The organism is Halostella pelagica (assembly GCF_004762015.1).
GTDB classification, from domain to species: Archaea; Halobacteriota; Halobacteria; order Halobacteriales; family Natronoarchaeaceae; genus Halostella; species Halostella pelagica.
Window position 1 is genome coordinate 96,226 of record NZ_SJES01000005.1, and the last position, 14,926, is coordinate 111,151.

Below are 14,926 nucleotides of genomic sequence, written 5' to 3' on the forward strand. Positions count from 1 at the left end.
CCGTACTGAATCTTCGTGAACAGCCCCAGCCAGAATTTCTACCGGCCTCACCCCCGTTTCTCGTTCAGGATCAGCCGCGTCTTCGTGTTGACGACTTCCTCCAGTTCGCGGGCCTGCGTGATCAGTTCGTTCACGCCCTGCGTGTCGGAGGCGTCGACGATGAGAACGACGTCTTCCTCGCCGCTGACCTGCCAGACGAAATCGACTTCCTCCCACTCGGCGATCCGTTCCGAAACGGCCGTCGTGTCCACGTCCACGGCGACGCTGACCTCGATCATCGCCTTCACGTTGCCCGTCCGGGTGGCGACCGTAAACCGCTCGATGACTCCCTCCTCGGTCATCCGTTCGACGCGGTTGCGGACCGTCCCTTCCGACGTTCCGACCTCGTTCGCGATCTCGGTGTACGGCGTTCGCGCGTCGCGTCGAAGCACGTTCAGTATCTCCTGGTCCAGGCTGTCCATTGAGATGTGTACGTACCGTGTCCCCTCACTTGACGATTACGAAATTCGTAACATAGCTTCGAAAGCAAGGTTTATGACGCCCGGACCTGTACGCACTTCGTAACGATGAACGCCTACGTAGCGCTCGAAGGTGGTCGCGTGGTCGAGGCACGCGGCCGTTCCCCGGGGACTACCCGCGGCGAACTGGTTTTCACGACAGCGTACACGGGATACGAGGAGAGCCTCACCGACCCGTCCTACGAGGAGCAGGTGCTCACCTTCTCCTACCCCCTGATCGGCAACTACGGTGTGCGAGAGGACCGCTTCGAATCCGACCGTGTCCACCCGCGTGCTGTCGTCGCCCGCGAACTCACCGATGACGTCGCGGAGTGGCTGACCGAGGAGGACGTTCCCTCCGTCGACCACATTGACACGCGAGACCTGGTGACCGACATCCGCGAAGGTGGAGCGATGAAATGCGGTATCGCCGTCGGCGAGGACGTCACCGAAGCGGACGCGCTCGCCGAACTAGAATCCTGTCGCGGGATGAGCGAACACAAAGACATCGGCGCGCAGGTCAGCGTCGCGAACGCGACCGTTCACGAGGGCGACGCCGACGGCGAGTACGCCGGAACGGACGTCGCACTGGTCGACTGCGGCGCGAAGGGTTCTATCGTCGACTCGCTGGTTGCTCGCGGTGCCACCGTTCACGTACTCCCCTACGACGCGACCGAAGCGGACGTCGAGGCGGTCGACCCCGACCTCCTGTTCGTTTCGAACGGGCCCGGCGATCCTGCGAACTTCGAAGCCGCCGAGGAACTCGTCGACGCGTTCGTCGGCGAGGTTCCCCTCGCCGGCATCTGCCTCGGTCAGCAGGTCGTCGCCCGCGCGCTCGGCGGCACCACCGAGAAGATGGACTTCGGACACCGCGGCGTCAACCAGCCGGTTCGCGACCTGGAGACCAACCGCGTGGTAATGACCACGCAGAACCACGGCTACACGGTGGGCGACCCCGGCGATGTCCTCGAAGTGACGCAGAGAAACGTCAACGACGACACGCCGGAGGGCTTAGACAGCGACGAACTGGACGTAATCACGCGCCAGTACCACCCCGAGGCGAACCCGGGACCCAACGATTCCCTCGACTTCTTCGACGACGTGCTGGCGATGACCAATCACCACATCGAGGCCGCGCCCGCCGACGACTGACGTAGTCTGCGCTCACAGCGGTTTCCCGTCGCTGCTCCGGCGATTCGAACACGCTCCGGCGGTGAAGGTGCTTGCGGATTTTCTTGCGGTTCCATCCTTACATATGGCCGTTCCCAGACGGTCGTTCTGCCTGAAACGGACGGAACAGAGTGCAACGATGTGGTCGGATTAACCCGGCCCGTACGCACTGATCGCGTATGGCGAAACAGTGCGCGAACTGCGGGGTAGTCGTCGACAACAGACAGCTTTCGGGCAGCGTCCACGAGATGCCGCCGCTTCGCTGTCCCGAGTGCGAGGAGTACGTTATCTGGGGGCCGGTCGAACAGTCAGAAGCATACTGAGGCGGTCGCACGTACCAGTTTCTCGGTCGGCAGCGCTTTCGGTACAGACGGAATTCGGAATCGGAGTGGAATCGCGAGACGTTACAGGTCTCCGGCGACGATGTCGGCGACGCGCTGGGGGTCGAACAGTTCCGCTTCGACGTCGTACACCTGCTGCGCGGCGCGCTCGGTGACGACGAGATTCGTGATCGGTCCCTGGTACAGCGGACCGCCGCGGTACACGTCGTTGTTTTGTATGGCAGTCAACTCGCTGGCGACGTTGTGGTCCTCCATGTACGCGACGATAGTGTTCTGGAACTCCTCCTGTGTTTGGCCCTCGTGACCGCGGAACAGGAGCACGTCGGGGTCGATTTCGAGCAGCGTCTCGTAGTCGACTTGGCCGCGAGTCGAGTGGAAGTCCTGTACGTCAGTCTCGGCGAGGGCATCGCGAACGCCCAGATCCCGCCACTGCTTGAAGCTGGTCCCCTCGCTGATCAGATACGGGGAGAAGGCATCGGGCTCGTTGCCGCCGGCCCACATGGTCGCGACCGCGGGACGCTCGCTTTCGGGCGGGACGATCTCTTCGACGCTCGACTGGAACTCGTCGTGGAGGTCGACGAACGCCTCGTACCGGTCGACCCGCTGGAACACTTCCGCGAGTTTCCCGAACGCCTCGTACAGCGAGAGATACCGGTAGTCCTCGTGCCACTCGTACCCCGTCGAGAAGATGCTGTTGCCGAAGAAGGGGGCGACGGTCTCCTCGATATCGTCGATGTCGCTCTGGTCCCACGATTTGAACCGATTCATGAGGAAGTTCGGGTCGATGACGTGGACATCGCCGTCGAGTTCGATGAACTTCTCCGGGTCGACGCCGTCGTCGGACAGCCGCGTTATCTCCTCGATGTCGACGCTGACGTCCGGGATCTCATCGTAGTACTGGGCGTGATACCGCGACGGGAGCCAGACGCCCTCGGGTGGTTCGACGCCGAGCGCAATGCCCATGTCCGCCCAGCTCCCGTTGTTGGCGACCCAGGTCTCCGGGACCTCGTTGAACTCGACGGTGCCGACGGGTTCCATCGTCACCGAGTAGCTGTTGTCGCCGTCGTCGCTGGAGTCGTCGTTTTCGTCGTCCGTGCTGCCGTACGTCGTACAACCAGCCACCGAACCGATCCCGGCGGCGGCGACAGTCGCTCGGAGCGCGTTCCGTCTCGTCAAACTGCGTTGGTCGGTCATCAATTTTTAGGCCGGCCTAAATGTTCTTAAGCGTTCTGAAATCTCCCGGTGGTCACGTCCGGTCGTCGGGGAGCGCTCGCCGGGGCAACACCTGCAGTTCCGGCTCGTATTCGACTGTGGCCTCGACGCCGAACACGTCGGCCAGTAGCTGCTCGGTTACCACCTCCTCGGGTGGCCCCCAGTCGTACAGTTCCCCGTCGTCCATCGCAACGAGGTAGTCGGCGAAGCGGGCGGCCTGCGAGATGTCGTGGAGGACGACCGCGACGGTGACGCCCTCGCGCTCGTTTAGCTGGCGGATGGTCTCTAACACACGGAACTGGTGATACAGGTCGAGAAACGTCGTCGGCTCGTCGAGCAACAGCACGTCAGTCTCCTGTGCTAACACCATGGCGATCCAGGCGAGTTGCTTCTGCCCGCCGCTGAGCTGTCCGAGTTCGGCGTCCCGAAGGTGGTCGATACCTGCAAGGTCGAGCGCGCGCTCGACCGCTTCCCGGTCCTCCGCCGTGGTGCCGTCGAAGAACCCCCGGTAGGGGTAACGGCCGTGATAGGTCAGGTCCTCGACGCTAATGCTCTCTAAGGAATCGTTCTCCTGCGAGAGAACGCCCAGCTTACGCGCGAGTTCCTTCTTTCCGAACGAGTCGAGGTCGTCCCCGAGAACCTGCACGTCCCCCTCGTCCGGCGAGAGGCGGTCGGAGAGCGCCTTCAGTAGCGTACTCTTCCCGCTCCCGTTCGGTCCCACGAGCGCCGTGACAGCCCCCTCAGGAATGTCGAGGCGGGCGCAGTCGACGACGGTGCCGTCGGTGGACGGGTAGCTGAGCGCGAGGTCGTCCCCGACGAGCGCGCTCTTTACGACTGCGCCGTCTCCGTCGGTGACGCGTGTCTCCTCCTCAGTCTGTTCCGGTTCCGCTTTCGCGTTCTTTCGTGCCATCAGAGCTCACCCATTGACTGCTGTTTCCGCATCAGATAGAGGAAGTACGGGCCGCCGACCAGCCCCGTGACGACGCCGACGGGCATCTGGACGGTGTCCAGTGCGAGGCGCGCGCCCACGTCAGCGGACACCATCAGCGCGGGGCCGGCGAACAGGCAGCCGACCATCAGCCGCCGGTAGTCGCTCCCGACGACGTTCCGGACGATGTGGGGGACGACGAGGCCGAAAAAGCCCACGATCCCCGCCACGGCGATGGCGGCGCTCGCCGCAAGGATGGCGACGCCGGAGAGGAGAAACCGGACGCGTTCGACCCGCATCCCGAGCGAGGCCGCCGTCTGTTCGCCGAGCAACAGGACGTTCAGCTGCCGGGCACCCGCCAGCGCAATGACGATAGCGATCGACGCCGGCAGTATAGCGATCCGGACCTGCTCCCAGCCCGTGCCGGTGAGCGACCCGGTGGTCCACGCGATGGCCGTCTGGACGACGCCGATGTCGTCGGCGAAGAAAAACAGCGCGCGCTGGAGCGACTGGAACACCATGTTGACGACCACGCCGGCAAGCACCAGGCGGACCGGACTCGTCCCGCCCTTCCAGGCGATCGCGTAGACGAGCAGGAACGCGGCCGCCCCACCCGCCGCCGCGATGAGCGGGAGGAACGGGGCCAACCCGGTGAACAGGACGAGCGTCATTAGCACGGCGAACCCGGCCCCTGAACTCACCCCGAGGACGAAGGGACTGGCAAGTTCGTTGCGCGTCACCGCCTGAAACACCGCTCCGGAGACCGCCAGCGACGCGCCGGCGATGATCCCGACGAACACTCGCGGGAGACGCAACGTCCAGACGACGACGGTCTCGGGGCTCATCTCCGGAAGGTCGCCCCCGAGCAAGAACCCGTTCCAGAAGCGGAGGTTGAACACGACGCCGGGGTCGAACACCGTCCGCCACGCGTCGCTGACGCTCATCGTGTACGCCCCGAAAGTCACCTGTGCTAGTCCGCTTGCGACCGTGATCGCCGTACACCCGAGACAGAACAGCGCGAGCGTCCGAGTGAACCACCCCCGTCGGTCCTCGATAGACGTAGGGGTCGCGACCGTCTCCGAACTACCCATGTTGTTTTAGGTTACCCTAATCCAACGGTTAGGGGTTACGATCGACGCTGACCCCGGCAGCGGACGAAATCAGACGTGCGAAAACCGCGAGACGCGGCGTTACTCGCCCCAGTCGGCGCGGGTCTTCGGACGGCTGTCGACCGACGCGACGTCGAGCGGGTCGTCGGCCGCGTCCAGCGCCTCCAGCGCCGCTTTGGCGCTCGCCTCCGTCGAGAAGTAGGTGATCTCCTCCTCGACGGCGACTTCGAGCAGGTCGCGGTCGCGCGAGATGATGATGTCTACCTCGCCGTCACGGACGGCCTGTTGCAGGTCGACGGCCTCGGACAGCGAGAAGTGGTCCGTGTAGCCCTCGACGAGCGCCTCGCCCGCCTCGGTGTCAGGGTCGGGGAACTCGTCGGCCGAGAGGTCGACAACGGCGGTCCCCTCGCGCGGGATCGGCTTCCCCGTCGAGTCCTGGGCCTTGTCGTACGCCTTGCCGAACGTGTCGGCGGTCCCCATGACTTCGCCGGTCGATTTCATCTCCGGGCCGAGGCGCGGGTCGCTTCCCGGCAGGCGGTCGAACGGGAGGACGACCTCCTTGACGCTGGTCCGCTCGGGCACCTGTTCTTGCACGTCCAGTTCGTCGAGCGTCGTTCCGGCCATCACCTTCGCCGCGAGTTTGGCGATGGGAACGCCAGTCGCCTTCGAGACGAACGGAACGGTGCGTGAGGAGCGCGGGTTGGCTTCGAGGACGTACACCTCTCCGTCCTGTACTGCGAGCTGAACGTTCAGCAGTCCGACGGTGTCGAGTGCGGTGGCGATGTCTTCGGTCACTTCGCGCACGCGAGCCATCGTCTCGTCGTCTAACGAGCGCGGCGGGATCATGCAGGCGGAGTCGCCTGAGTGGACGCCCGCGCTCTCGATGTGTTCCATGACGCCGCCGATGACGACGTTCTCGCCGTCCGCAACGGCGTCGACGTCGAGTTCGATGGCATCGGCCAGGAAGTCGTCCACGAGGATCGGTTTGTCCGGGCTGACCCGAACGGCTTCCTCGATGTACCGTTCGAGTTCCTCGTCGTCGTCGACGACCTCCATCGCGCGGCCGCCGAGCACGTAGGAGGGGCGGACCAGAACGGGGTAGCCTATCTCGTGGGCGAGTTCCAGGGCCTCCGACTCGCTCGTTGCGGTTCCGCCCTCTGGTTGGGCGATACCGAGGTCGTCCATCAGGCGGTTGAACCGGTCGCGGTCCTCCGCGAGGTCCATTGCCTCGACGCTCGTCCCCATGATATCGCAGTCGAGGTCGCGGCGTTCCAGTTCCGCTTCCAGCGGCTCGCCGATGTCGACGGAGGTCTGCCCGCCGAACTGCACCATCACCCCGTCGGCGCTCGTCGTCTCGATGACGTCGGCCACTTCCTCTGCGGTTATGGGCTCGAAAAAGAGGCCGTCGGAGGTGTCGTAGTCGGTCGAGACCGTCTCGGGGTTGTTGTTGACGACGTGGGCGTCGATACCCTGATCGCGCAGCGCGCGAACGGCGTGGACGGAGCAGTAGTCGAACTCGACGCCCTGCCCGATGCGGATGGGACCGCCGCCGACCACGACGACGCTCTCGGCGTCCGTGTCGACCTGCACCTCGTCGTACCCCGTCGACGTTCCGCTCGCGGCGGGTTCGCGGGCGGAGTAGTAGTACGGCGTCGACGCGGCGAACTCGCCGGCGCATGTGTCGACCTGTTTGAACGAGCGGTCGGGCGCGGACGCTTCTACCTCGTCAACCTGTCCGCCGTCGGTCTGCGGTAGCTCGGAGGCCTCGCTCGGGTCGACGCCCGCTGCTACCTGACTGTTCGTGAAGCCGAGTTCCGTGGCCGACGCCAAGTCGCCGTCCTGCGCGGCGACGGCCGCGTCGGAAATGTTCTGATAGCGCTCGACGTACCACTCGTAGATCCCCGTCAGGTCGACGACCTCCTCGACTGTGTAGCCGCGCTCGAACGCTTCGAACATCGCGTACGGGCGGTCGGGCGACGGCCGTTCGAGGTAGTGGGCTTCGAGGGTGTCGTCGTCCACGTCGGCCCAGTCGACGTCCGGTTCGTACTCGGAGGAGCGAAGCGCCTTCAACAGCGACTCCTCGAACGTCCGGCCGATAGCCATCGCTTCCCCTGTCGATTTCATCGCCGTCGTGAGTTCGAAGTCGACGTCGGGGAACTTGTCGATAGGCCAGCGCGGCACCTTCGTCACGACGTAGTCGATCGCCGGTTCGAAGGCGGCGGTCGTTTCGCCGGTGATCTCGTTGTCGATCTCGTGGAGGCGCTTGCCGAGCGCCACCTTCGCCGTGACGCGGGCTATCGGGTAGCCGGTCGCCTTGGAGGCGAGCGCAGAGGAGCGGGAGACGCGGGGGTTGACCTCGACGACGCGGTACTCGCCGCCGGGCGTGCCGTCGTCGCGCCACGCGAACTGGATGTTACAGCCGCCCTGAATGCCAAGGTCGCGGATCACGTCGAGCGCGGTGTCGCGCATCACCTGGTGGCCCTCGTCCGGGATGACCTGCGAGGGCGTGACGACCGTGGACTCGCCCGTGTGGATGCCCATGGGGTCGAGGTTCTCCATGTTGCAGATGATGATACAGGAGTCGTCGGCGTCGCGCATCACTTCGTACTCCAGTTCGACCCAGCCGGCGATGGACTCGGTGATGAGTACCTCGTTGTTACGCGAGAGGCGCAGGCCTTTCCGGACGCGTTGGAGCAGTTCGTCCATCTCCTCGACGACGCCGGACCCGGAGCCGCCAAGCGTGTACGTCGTGCGTGCGATGACGGGGAGACCGCCGACTTCGTCGACGGCGGCGTGGACGCGTTCTTCGAGGTCGTCCTCGGTCAGTTCGGAGACCGACTCGTCCTCGTCGAGCGAGATAGTCGTCGATTTGGCCACCGGCTCGCCCATCTCGCGCATCCGCTGGCGGAACAGGTCGCGGTCCTCCGTCGCGTAGATGGTGTCGAGCGGGGTGCCCATGATGTCGACGTCGTACTCGTCGAGGATGCCCTCCTCGGCGAGTTCGGCCGTGACGTTCAGGCCGGTCTGGCCGCCCAGGCCGGCGATGACGCCGTCGGGTTCCTCCATCCGGATGACCTCGGCGATGGCCTCGGTCGTGATCGGTTCGATGTACACCTCGTCCGCCATCTCCGGGTCGGTCATGATAGTCGCCGGGTTCGAGTTCACGAGGACGACGCGCGCGCCCTCCTCCTGCAGCGCCCGGCACGCCTGCGCCCCGGAGTAGTCGAATTCTGCCGCCTGTCCTATCTGTATCGGCCCACTTCCGATTAGAAGGATCGTTCTGTCTTCTGTCTGGCCGGTCATGCTTACCTGTTCGAAGTTCGTACATCGTAATAAGCCACACGATAGATTACGAGAGGCGAAATAGAATTTCGAATTTCGAACAGACGAGGATCGCGGTCGCCGCTCCACGCGAACGGTCGTCGTCGGAAAACACGGCCGCGCTGTGGATGCGGAAAACAGTGGTTCCGTTATCCCGAGTCGCTCGACGGAGCGGTCTCGACAGACGCGTCGTCGCCGAGCGAGTGGGCCGCGACGCCGCCGGCCGCTCCAGCGCCGCCCGCGAACAGCGCGGTCCAGAGGACGGCGTCCTGAAGAACAGGTCCGGACGACGTAGCGCCGTCGCTGATTCCGACGAGGAACGTTCCGGCGGCGGCAAGCGCCACGTACCCCACGAGAACACTGCCGCCGAGTAGTGCCGCGTCGGACGTTTCCGACACCGCCGTCCCGTCCGCGTCGAGACGCCTGACGAACACGAGACCGCCTGCGGCGAGGACGACGATCGGGATCAGCGTGTACAGCGCGGGCGTCACGAGTTGCGGGACGTGGGGAAACTGCATCCAGAAGTCAGCGCCGAGCACTTCGATGGGTTCCGCGCTATCGCCGGCCGTCCGCTCTATCGGTACGTTGTGACCGCTGTACAGTAGCCAGCCGACGAACTGCCACATATCTAGCGACATCCACGACGTAATATCCGTCAGCGGCAGAAAGGTCGACACCGAGAGGTCGTGGTCCGAGTGTATCACCAGCGCGTCCACGACGAACGTGACGTAGGTCACCAGAAACGTGACGACGTACAGCGCCGTGCCCGCGGCCGCGCTCCGTTTGAACGGCAGGGATTTGATCCGGTCGAACAGCGACGGCCCCCGGTTGACGGCACCCGTGGCTGGGGCGGCATCAGCCCCCGTAGGAGTACGTCTGTCCTGACCGTGCCACTGCTGGTCCGTGCCGGCCGGCGCGCCAGCCTGACGGCCGCGTTCAGACTGGCTCCCCTGGGGTGGCGGGGCGGTATGACCGTCGCGTGCGCCCCCGTGGGACTGTTCGTCCGGTGCGTTTTGCCGGGGGTGACCGCTCTGCGGTTGCCTTCGGGACCCACCGGCACCGCGTCCGTCTCGACCGTCACGTCCTCGTCCGGGTTGCGACTGTCCCGTATCCTGTTCCCGACCGGCTGTCGGCTGTCCCGCGTCCTGTCCCCGGTTGTCCCGTTGCCGTTCACTGGGCTGGTTCTCGTCTGAAACGGCACGGTCGTTGGCCGCGACTCCGCTATCCGAACCGTTCGCGTCGGTCTCCGATCTGTCGTCCAGCCCATCGATGTCCGTCCCGACGCCGGTCGCCGACTCCCACTCCCGATACTCGGTGAGGTCGGTCCCACACCCCGGACAGTACGCCACGCCGGCCCGCACTTCGGTTCCGCACTCGGGACAATATTCCATGCGAATCAATCGGTATAGTTACACAATAAAGGTTATCACGGCGCGTCTCCGGGTCAGGTACCGCCGACAGCGAACGGCAGTGTGACGCCGATGAACGGGACCGTATTCGACGGGAGAATTCGGGTCGCTCTCTGCTCCATAGACCGACTCGTCCACCGGCGTGTGTCCGCCGGCGGCGGACTGTAACGCCACGGGAGTCAGGACCAGTCGTCGAACCGGTACCGGTAGGGGCGGTCGCGGATCACGTCTATCTCCCCCTGTTCGGCCCACCGGCCGAGCACTGTTGCGACGCGGTGCGAGCTATCGACGTCTACCCCGTGGTCTGCCAGCAGTTCGCGTATCTCGCTCGCCGTCATCGCCTCGTCCGGATCCACCTCCGCGAGTACCTCTCTGATGTGCTCGCTTTTCCCCCAGTGAGAGCGCATGAGCGACGCTACCACGTCACCTGTAATAAAAGATCGTCAGACAACCGTCAAGTAATATGACATATACTGTCAGCCGGTGCGATCTGTTAGCACCCGTCACTTCGGCGGGTGCGGTCTGTCAGCGGTGACAGCGCCGGTTCCCGCCGCTACACCGCCGTGTCGTGTTCGTCCGCGAAATCCCGCTGTCGGCGGTACTCGGCGACGAACTCCGCGACATCGAAGTCGAGCATCTGTTCCTCGAACTCGGTCATCGCGGTGTCGTCGTCCGCGTGACTGATCGCGTGTTCCATCAGTTCGACGACCAGTTCGACGGCGATCTCGTGGAGGCGGCGCGAGTCGAAGTCGGTGAGCCACAGCAGCGAGTACCCGACGTCCCCGTTCTCCGAGAGGTCCTCGCTGACTATCTCGTCGGGAAACTCCTCCATGACGATCCCCATGAGGTGAGTCGTCCCGAACTCCCCCATGTCGTCCTCGTCGGTCTCTATCGTCTCCCGGAGTATCTCGACCAGGAACTCCGGGAAGAACCGCGACGGCGGGTGGACGTCCATCACGACCGCGTGAGTCGCTCCGCAGGCGCAGTCGAAGTCGCGTACACCCATGTCGAGGTCGCGGATCCGGATCGTCTCCCCGCACGGGAGGCTCACGTCGCCGTCCGGCGACTCGCCCGGTACGCGCGGTTCAGCCATGTCCGGTGATTGGTCGTTCACGGGTAAAAGCGCCCCGAATCGATCACTCCGAAACGCCGGCGTCCTCGTCTTCGTCCGACCCGTCGAACCCGGTCGCCTCCGGGTCCTCGTACTTCTCGTCGCCGTTCGTGTCGGATTCCCCCTCCTCGTCGCCGCTCGCGTCGGACTCCTCCTCTTCGATTTCGACTTCCACCTCTACCTCTATCTCCAGGCCGTCGGTCTCAAGTTCGGCCTCCGCCTCGGTCGTCTCGCCGACCTCTATCTCCAGTTCGTCGCTGTCGACTTCCACTTCGACCTCCACGTCGACTTCGGTCTCCGGTGCCATAGACGAGACAACGGCGGCCGGCGAAAAAAGCGCGGGGGAAGGCGGCGACGACAGCGATATCGGCCGGGACGACCGTCAGGGCAACAGTTCGTCGTCGATGTCGCTGAACTCGTCGTCGTCCTCGTCCCCGTCGCGTAACTGAACGAAGCCGACCGCGAGGACCGCGGCGGTGTAGACCATGGTGACGGCGCTGACAGCAACGTTCGCGATCCACCCCAGCATCTCGGAGACGCCGAACAGCAGCGTCACCGGGATCCCGGCCAGGGTGTTGCCAAGTAGCACCACGACGAGCAGCACCCCGAAAAACAGGGAGACACCGACGCGACGGCCGCTCGTCAGCGCCCAGCTTTCCCGGTACGCGCTCACGACGCCGTCGTCTTCGAGTGCTACGAACCCGACGAAGAAGGCGAAGGTGACGAGCACGAACACGCCAGGGAGGACGAACAGGACGATACCGACGCTGGTGAGCGCCAACAGTAGCAGATAGCCGGCGATCCCGTGGAGCGTCGCCCACCCGACGTTGCGCGTCACCGTCCTCGGTGAGGGAATACCGTCGTCGGAGAGCGCCCGGAACCCGACGACGAAAACGGCGACCGCGGCGACCATCGCCGCGAACGACAGCGCCGCCGCGCCGAGTGCGGACAGCGGGAACGCGAGCGGCGACTCCGCGGGCGGGGCGAGCGCCGGAAACTCCTCTCTGATGGGCGCAGTCGCCTCCGGCGGCTGGCTGTGGAGCGCGACCGTACTGGCGAGTTGCGCGACGAAGGCGGCCAGAATCAGAGCCGCGCCGGTCCGTGACGCCGTGCGGTCGAACCCGGTACGGAGCGTCTCGACGACGTCCATCTCAGGGCCAGTCGTCCCGGTCGTCCGTCTCCGTCTCGGGTTCCTCGACCTCGTCGGCGAGGTCCCACCCGGCGGCTTCGGCTGCGTCTTCGACGGTGAGGTACTCCCAGTCGACCTCCTCGGCGAGTTCCCTGTCCTCGTCGGTCGCCCCGACGAACACGTGGCGGTCGGTGTCGAACTGCTCTCGCACGCTCTCCAGGCTCTCGGCTTTCCCGCGGGGGCCCGAGAAGAAGTCCTGGCGGATCCGCTCCTTCCGCGTGAAGTTCGTTACCACGTACGTCGGCTTGTCCGAGACGACGCCCACGTACTTGCTCCACCGGCGTGCGCCGTCGAACACGGCCGACGGACTCGCCAGTTCCTGCAGTGCAGCGAGTTCGAACGCGAGGGTCATCTCGCCGTCTCCGCCGCTTTCCATGCGATATCGTCGTCGCGGGGTGTGCAAAACGCCTTCGGTCTCGACCGTCGGCGCAACGTCGGTCTCGGACGGCGCTCCTCCGCAATTCCGCTCCGTTGCTCGGTGTCGCGGTGAAGGTTTTCCACCGCTGTGATTGCCGTCGTAGCGCTCGTATGCCTCGGAGTTTCTCCGGATCGCGATAGTCCTCGGTGGAGTCGATGCTCACACCTGCACTTTGAAGAAAGGGCTCGCTTCATTTCGTTCGGCGGCCGGGACTCTCCTATTCAAATCTACGATCGCGTCTACTGAATGCTAATGACTCGCTTCGCTCGTCGTAAAGCGTTCGGAAAAGTGGGTTTGGGCAGATTTGAACTGCCGGCCTCCTCCATGTCAAGGAGGTGTCATAACCAGACTAGACCACAAACCCGGTCTGGCGCTTGCTTCCACTTCTTTGTATCCGGCGACCCTAATTGAAGGTTTCGAATTGGGCCGCCGTATGTGGATCGCCAACGTTCCGGCCCTCCGGACGCGCCGACAGCCTTAATATGATGTACTCATTTGTACATTCTAACACGGACTAGTCCATTGGTGCCCTAACATGCAGGAACATATCGAACGAGTCACCGACGGAACCGGCCTGACGAAAGCGGAGGCGCGGGAGGCGGCGACCGCCGTCTTCGAGGGAGCGACGGAGGCACAGATCGGCGCGTTGCTAGCGGGACTGCGCGCGAAAGGCGAGACGGAGGCCGAGATCGCCGGGTTCGCGGAAGGGATGCGCGACGCCGCGCGGACGATAGACCCCGACCGGACGCCGCTGGTCGACACCTGCGGAACGGGCGGCGACGACTACAACACGATCAACGTCTCGACGACCAGCGCGATCGTCGCCAGCGGCGCGGGCGTGCCGGTCGCCAAGCACGGCAACTACTCCGTTTCCTCGTCCTCGGGAAGCGCGGACGTTCTGGAGACGGTCGGCGTCCACATCGAAGCCGAACCTCCGGCGGTCAAGGACGCCATCGAGACCGACGGCATCGGGTTCATGCTCGCGCCGGTGTTCCACCCGGCGATGAAAGCCGTGATCGGGCCGCGGAAGGAACTCGGCGTGCGGACGGTGTTCAACGTACTCGGCCCCCTCACCAACCCGGCCGGCGCCGACGCGCAGGTCGTGGGCGTGTACGACCCCGACCTCGTCCCCGTACTTGCCCGAGCGCTCGCGCAGATGGACGTAGAGCGCGCGATGGTCGTCCACGGTTCCGGGATGGACGAGATCGCCGTCCACGCCGAAACGACCGTCGCCGAGGTTCGCGGCGACGAGACGACCGAGTACACCTTGACGCCCGCCGACCTCGGCGTCGACGCCCACCCGATAGAGGCCGTTTCCGGCGGCACTCCAGAGGAGAACGCCGCCGACATGCGCGGCATCGTCGAGGGCGAGGTGACGGGCGCGAAACGGGATATCATACTGGCGAACGCCGGCGCGGCGATCTACGTCTCGGGCGAGGCCGAGAGCCTGGAGGCAGGCGTCGACGCCGCGCGAGCGGCTATCGACTCCGGCGCCGCCGCCGAGAAACTCGCTGACCTCTGCGCCGGCGTAGCGAAATGACGCGGGCGAAGATCTGCGGGATCACCCGCGAGACGGATCTCCGGGCGGCCGTCGACGCCGGCGCGGACGCCATCGGAGTGATCTGCGACGTTCCCGTCGATACGCCGCGCGAGGTTTCGCCCGACCGCGCTGCGGAACTCGTCGCTGCCGTTCCGCCGTTCGTGACGAGCGTGCTGGTGACGATGGTCGAGGACCGGGAGTCGGCGGCCGAACTGGTCGGCCGCGTGGGCCCGGACGCCGTACAGGAACACGGCGACCTCTCGGCCGAGGCCGTCGCGGCGCTCGGCGACGCCGTCGACGCCGACGTGATCAAATCGGTCGACGCCGCGGAACCGGAACGCGCCGCCGAGTACGACGGCGTCGCTGACGCCCTGCTCGTCGACTCCGTCAGCGAGGACGGCGGCGGCGGAACCGGCGAGACACACGACTGGGAGCGAACCCGTGACGCGACGGCCGACCTCGAGACGCCGCTGGTTCTTGCCGGCGGTCTCACGCCCGAAAACGTGGCGGCGGCGGTCCGGACCGTCGACCCGTACGCCGTCGATGTCGCGAGCGGCGTCGAGCGAGCGAACGCACCGGGGCGCAAGGACCACGACGCAGTGAGCGGGTTCGTCGACTCCGCGACCGGGAGATCCGAACCGGCGAGACGGGGGTCCGAAGCGTGAACGTCGACCGCGAGGC

Annotated in this window: 15 protein-coding genes and 1 tRNA gene; 4 read left to right on the forward strand and 12 right to left on the reverse strand. The window is 65.3% G+C overall.

Going from position 1 to position 14,926, the window contains the following annotated elements; all coding sequences use genetic code 11:
- Positions 1–47: 47 nt before the first annotated feature.
- Complete coding sequence (locus EYW42_RS12955; RefSeq protein ID WP_135535717.1) at positions 48–461, reverse strand: Lrp/AsnC family transcriptional regulator; 414 nt, start codon at positions 459–461, stop codon at positions 48–50.
- Between the two features lie 105 nt (positions 462–566).
- On the opposite strand from EYW42_RS12955, the gene carA reads away from it, so the two are divergent.
- Entirely contained in the window at positions 567–1,649 is a 1,083-nt protein-coding gene (gene carA, locus EYW42_RS12960; protein WP_135535718.1) for a glutamine-hydrolyzing carbamoyl-phosphate synthase small subunit, read from the forward strand.
- Positions 1,650–1,846: 197 nt separating this feature from the next.
- Positions 1,847–1,990, forward strand: coding sequence for a hypothetical protein (locus EYW42_RS19505; protein ID WP_161972948.1), 144 nt, complete (start codon positions 1,847–1,849; stop codon positions 1,988–1,990).
- Between the two features lie 81 nt (positions 1,991–2,071).
- Here EYW42_RS19505 and EYW42_RS12965 read toward each other — a convergent pair whose 3' ends face one another.
- The 11 genes from EYW42_RS12965 to EYW42_RS13015 all read right to left on the reverse strand — a co-directional run bounded on the left by EYW42_RS12965 (position 2,072) and on the right by EYW42_RS13015 (position 13,069).
- Positions 2,072–3,202: an ABC transporter substrate-binding protein gene (locus EYW42_RS12965; RefSeq protein ID WP_135535719.1), complete on the reverse strand. Its 1,131-nt coding sequence runs from the start codon at positions 3,200–3,202 to the stop codon at positions 2,072–2,074.
- A gap of 52 nt (positions 3,203–3,254) precedes the next feature.
- Positions 3,255–4,130 (reverse strand): ABC transporter ATP-binding protein, encoded by an 876-nt coding sequence (locus tag EYW42_RS12970; RefSeq protein WP_135535720.1) that lies wholly within the window; start codon positions 4,128–4,130, stop codon positions 3,255–3,257.
- Complete coding sequence (locus tag EYW42_RS12975; RefSeq protein WP_135535721.1) at positions 4,130–5,239, reverse strand: FecCD family ABC transporter permease; 1,110 nt, start codon at positions 5,237–5,239, stop codon at positions 4,130–4,132. Before EYW42_RS12975 ends, EYW42_RS12970 begins: the two co-directional genes overlap by 1 nt.
- A gap of 99 nt (positions 5,240–5,338) precedes the next feature.
- Positions 5,339–8,560, reverse strand: a complete 3,222-nt coding sequence (gene carB / locus EYW42_RS12980; protein WP_135535722.1) for a carbamoyl-phosphate synthase large subunit — start codon at positions 8,558–8,560, stop codon at positions 5,339–5,341.
- Positions 8,561–8,727: 167 nt separating this feature from the next.
- Positions 8,728–9,969: a zinc ribbon domain-containing protein gene (locus EYW42_RS12985; protein ID WP_135535723.1), complete on the reverse strand. Its 1,242-nt coding sequence runs from the start codon at positions 9,967–9,969 to the stop codon at positions 8,728–8,730.
- A 197-nt stretch (positions 9,970–10,166) separates the two neighbouring features.
- Positions 10,167–10,394: a DEK C-terminal domain-containing protein gene (locus tag EYW42_RS12990; RefSeq protein ID WP_135535724.1), complete on the reverse strand. Its 228-nt coding sequence runs from the start codon at positions 10,392–10,394 to the stop codon at positions 10,167–10,169.
- A gap of 146 nt (positions 10,395–10,540) precedes the next feature.
- Positions 10,541–11,080, reverse strand: a complete 540-nt coding sequence (locus EYW42_RS12995; RefSeq protein WP_135535725.1) for a DUF5815 family protein — start codon at positions 11,078–11,080, stop codon at positions 10,541–10,543.
- A 43-nt stretch (positions 11,081–11,123) separates the two neighbouring features.
- A complete protein-coding gene (locus EYW42_RS13000; RefSeq protein WP_135535726.1) occupies positions 11,124–11,405 on the reverse strand; it encodes a hypothetical protein in 282 nt (93 codons plus the stop codon).
- A gap of 75 nt (positions 11,406–11,480) precedes the next feature.
- Positions 11,481–12,248, reverse strand: a complete 768-nt coding sequence (locus EYW42_RS13005; protein WP_135535727.1) for a hypothetical protein — start codon at positions 12,246–12,248, stop codon at positions 11,481–11,483.
- Between the two features lies 1 nt (position 12,249).
- Entirely contained in the window at positions 12,250–12,663 is a 414-nt protein-coding gene (locus EYW42_RS13010) for a DUF7124 domain-containing protein (protein ID WP_135535728.1), read from the reverse strand.
- A 331-nt stretch (positions 12,664–12,994) separates the two neighbouring features.
- A tRNA-Val gene (locus EYW42_RS13015) sits at positions 12,995–13,069 on the reverse strand.
- A gap of 171 nt (positions 13,070–13,240) precedes the next feature.
- On the opposite strand from EYW42_RS13015, the gene trpD reads away from it, so the two are divergent.
- Together trpD and EYW42_RS13025 are read left to right on the forward strand one after the other, a co-directional pair.
- Positions 13,241–14,245: an anthranilate phosphoribosyltransferase gene (gene trpD, locus EYW42_RS13020; RefSeq protein WP_135535729.1), complete on the forward strand. Its 1,005-nt coding sequence runs from the start codon at positions 13,241–13,243 to the stop codon at positions 14,243–14,245.
- Complete coding sequence (locus EYW42_RS13025) at positions 14,242–14,910, forward strand: phosphoribosylanthranilate isomerase (protein ID WP_135535730.1); 669 nt, start codon at positions 14,242–14,244, stop codon at positions 14,908–14,910. The genes trpD and EYW42_RS13025 overlap by 4 nt, the downstream gene beginning before the upstream one ends.
- Positions 14,911–14,926: the final 16 nt, after the last annotated feature.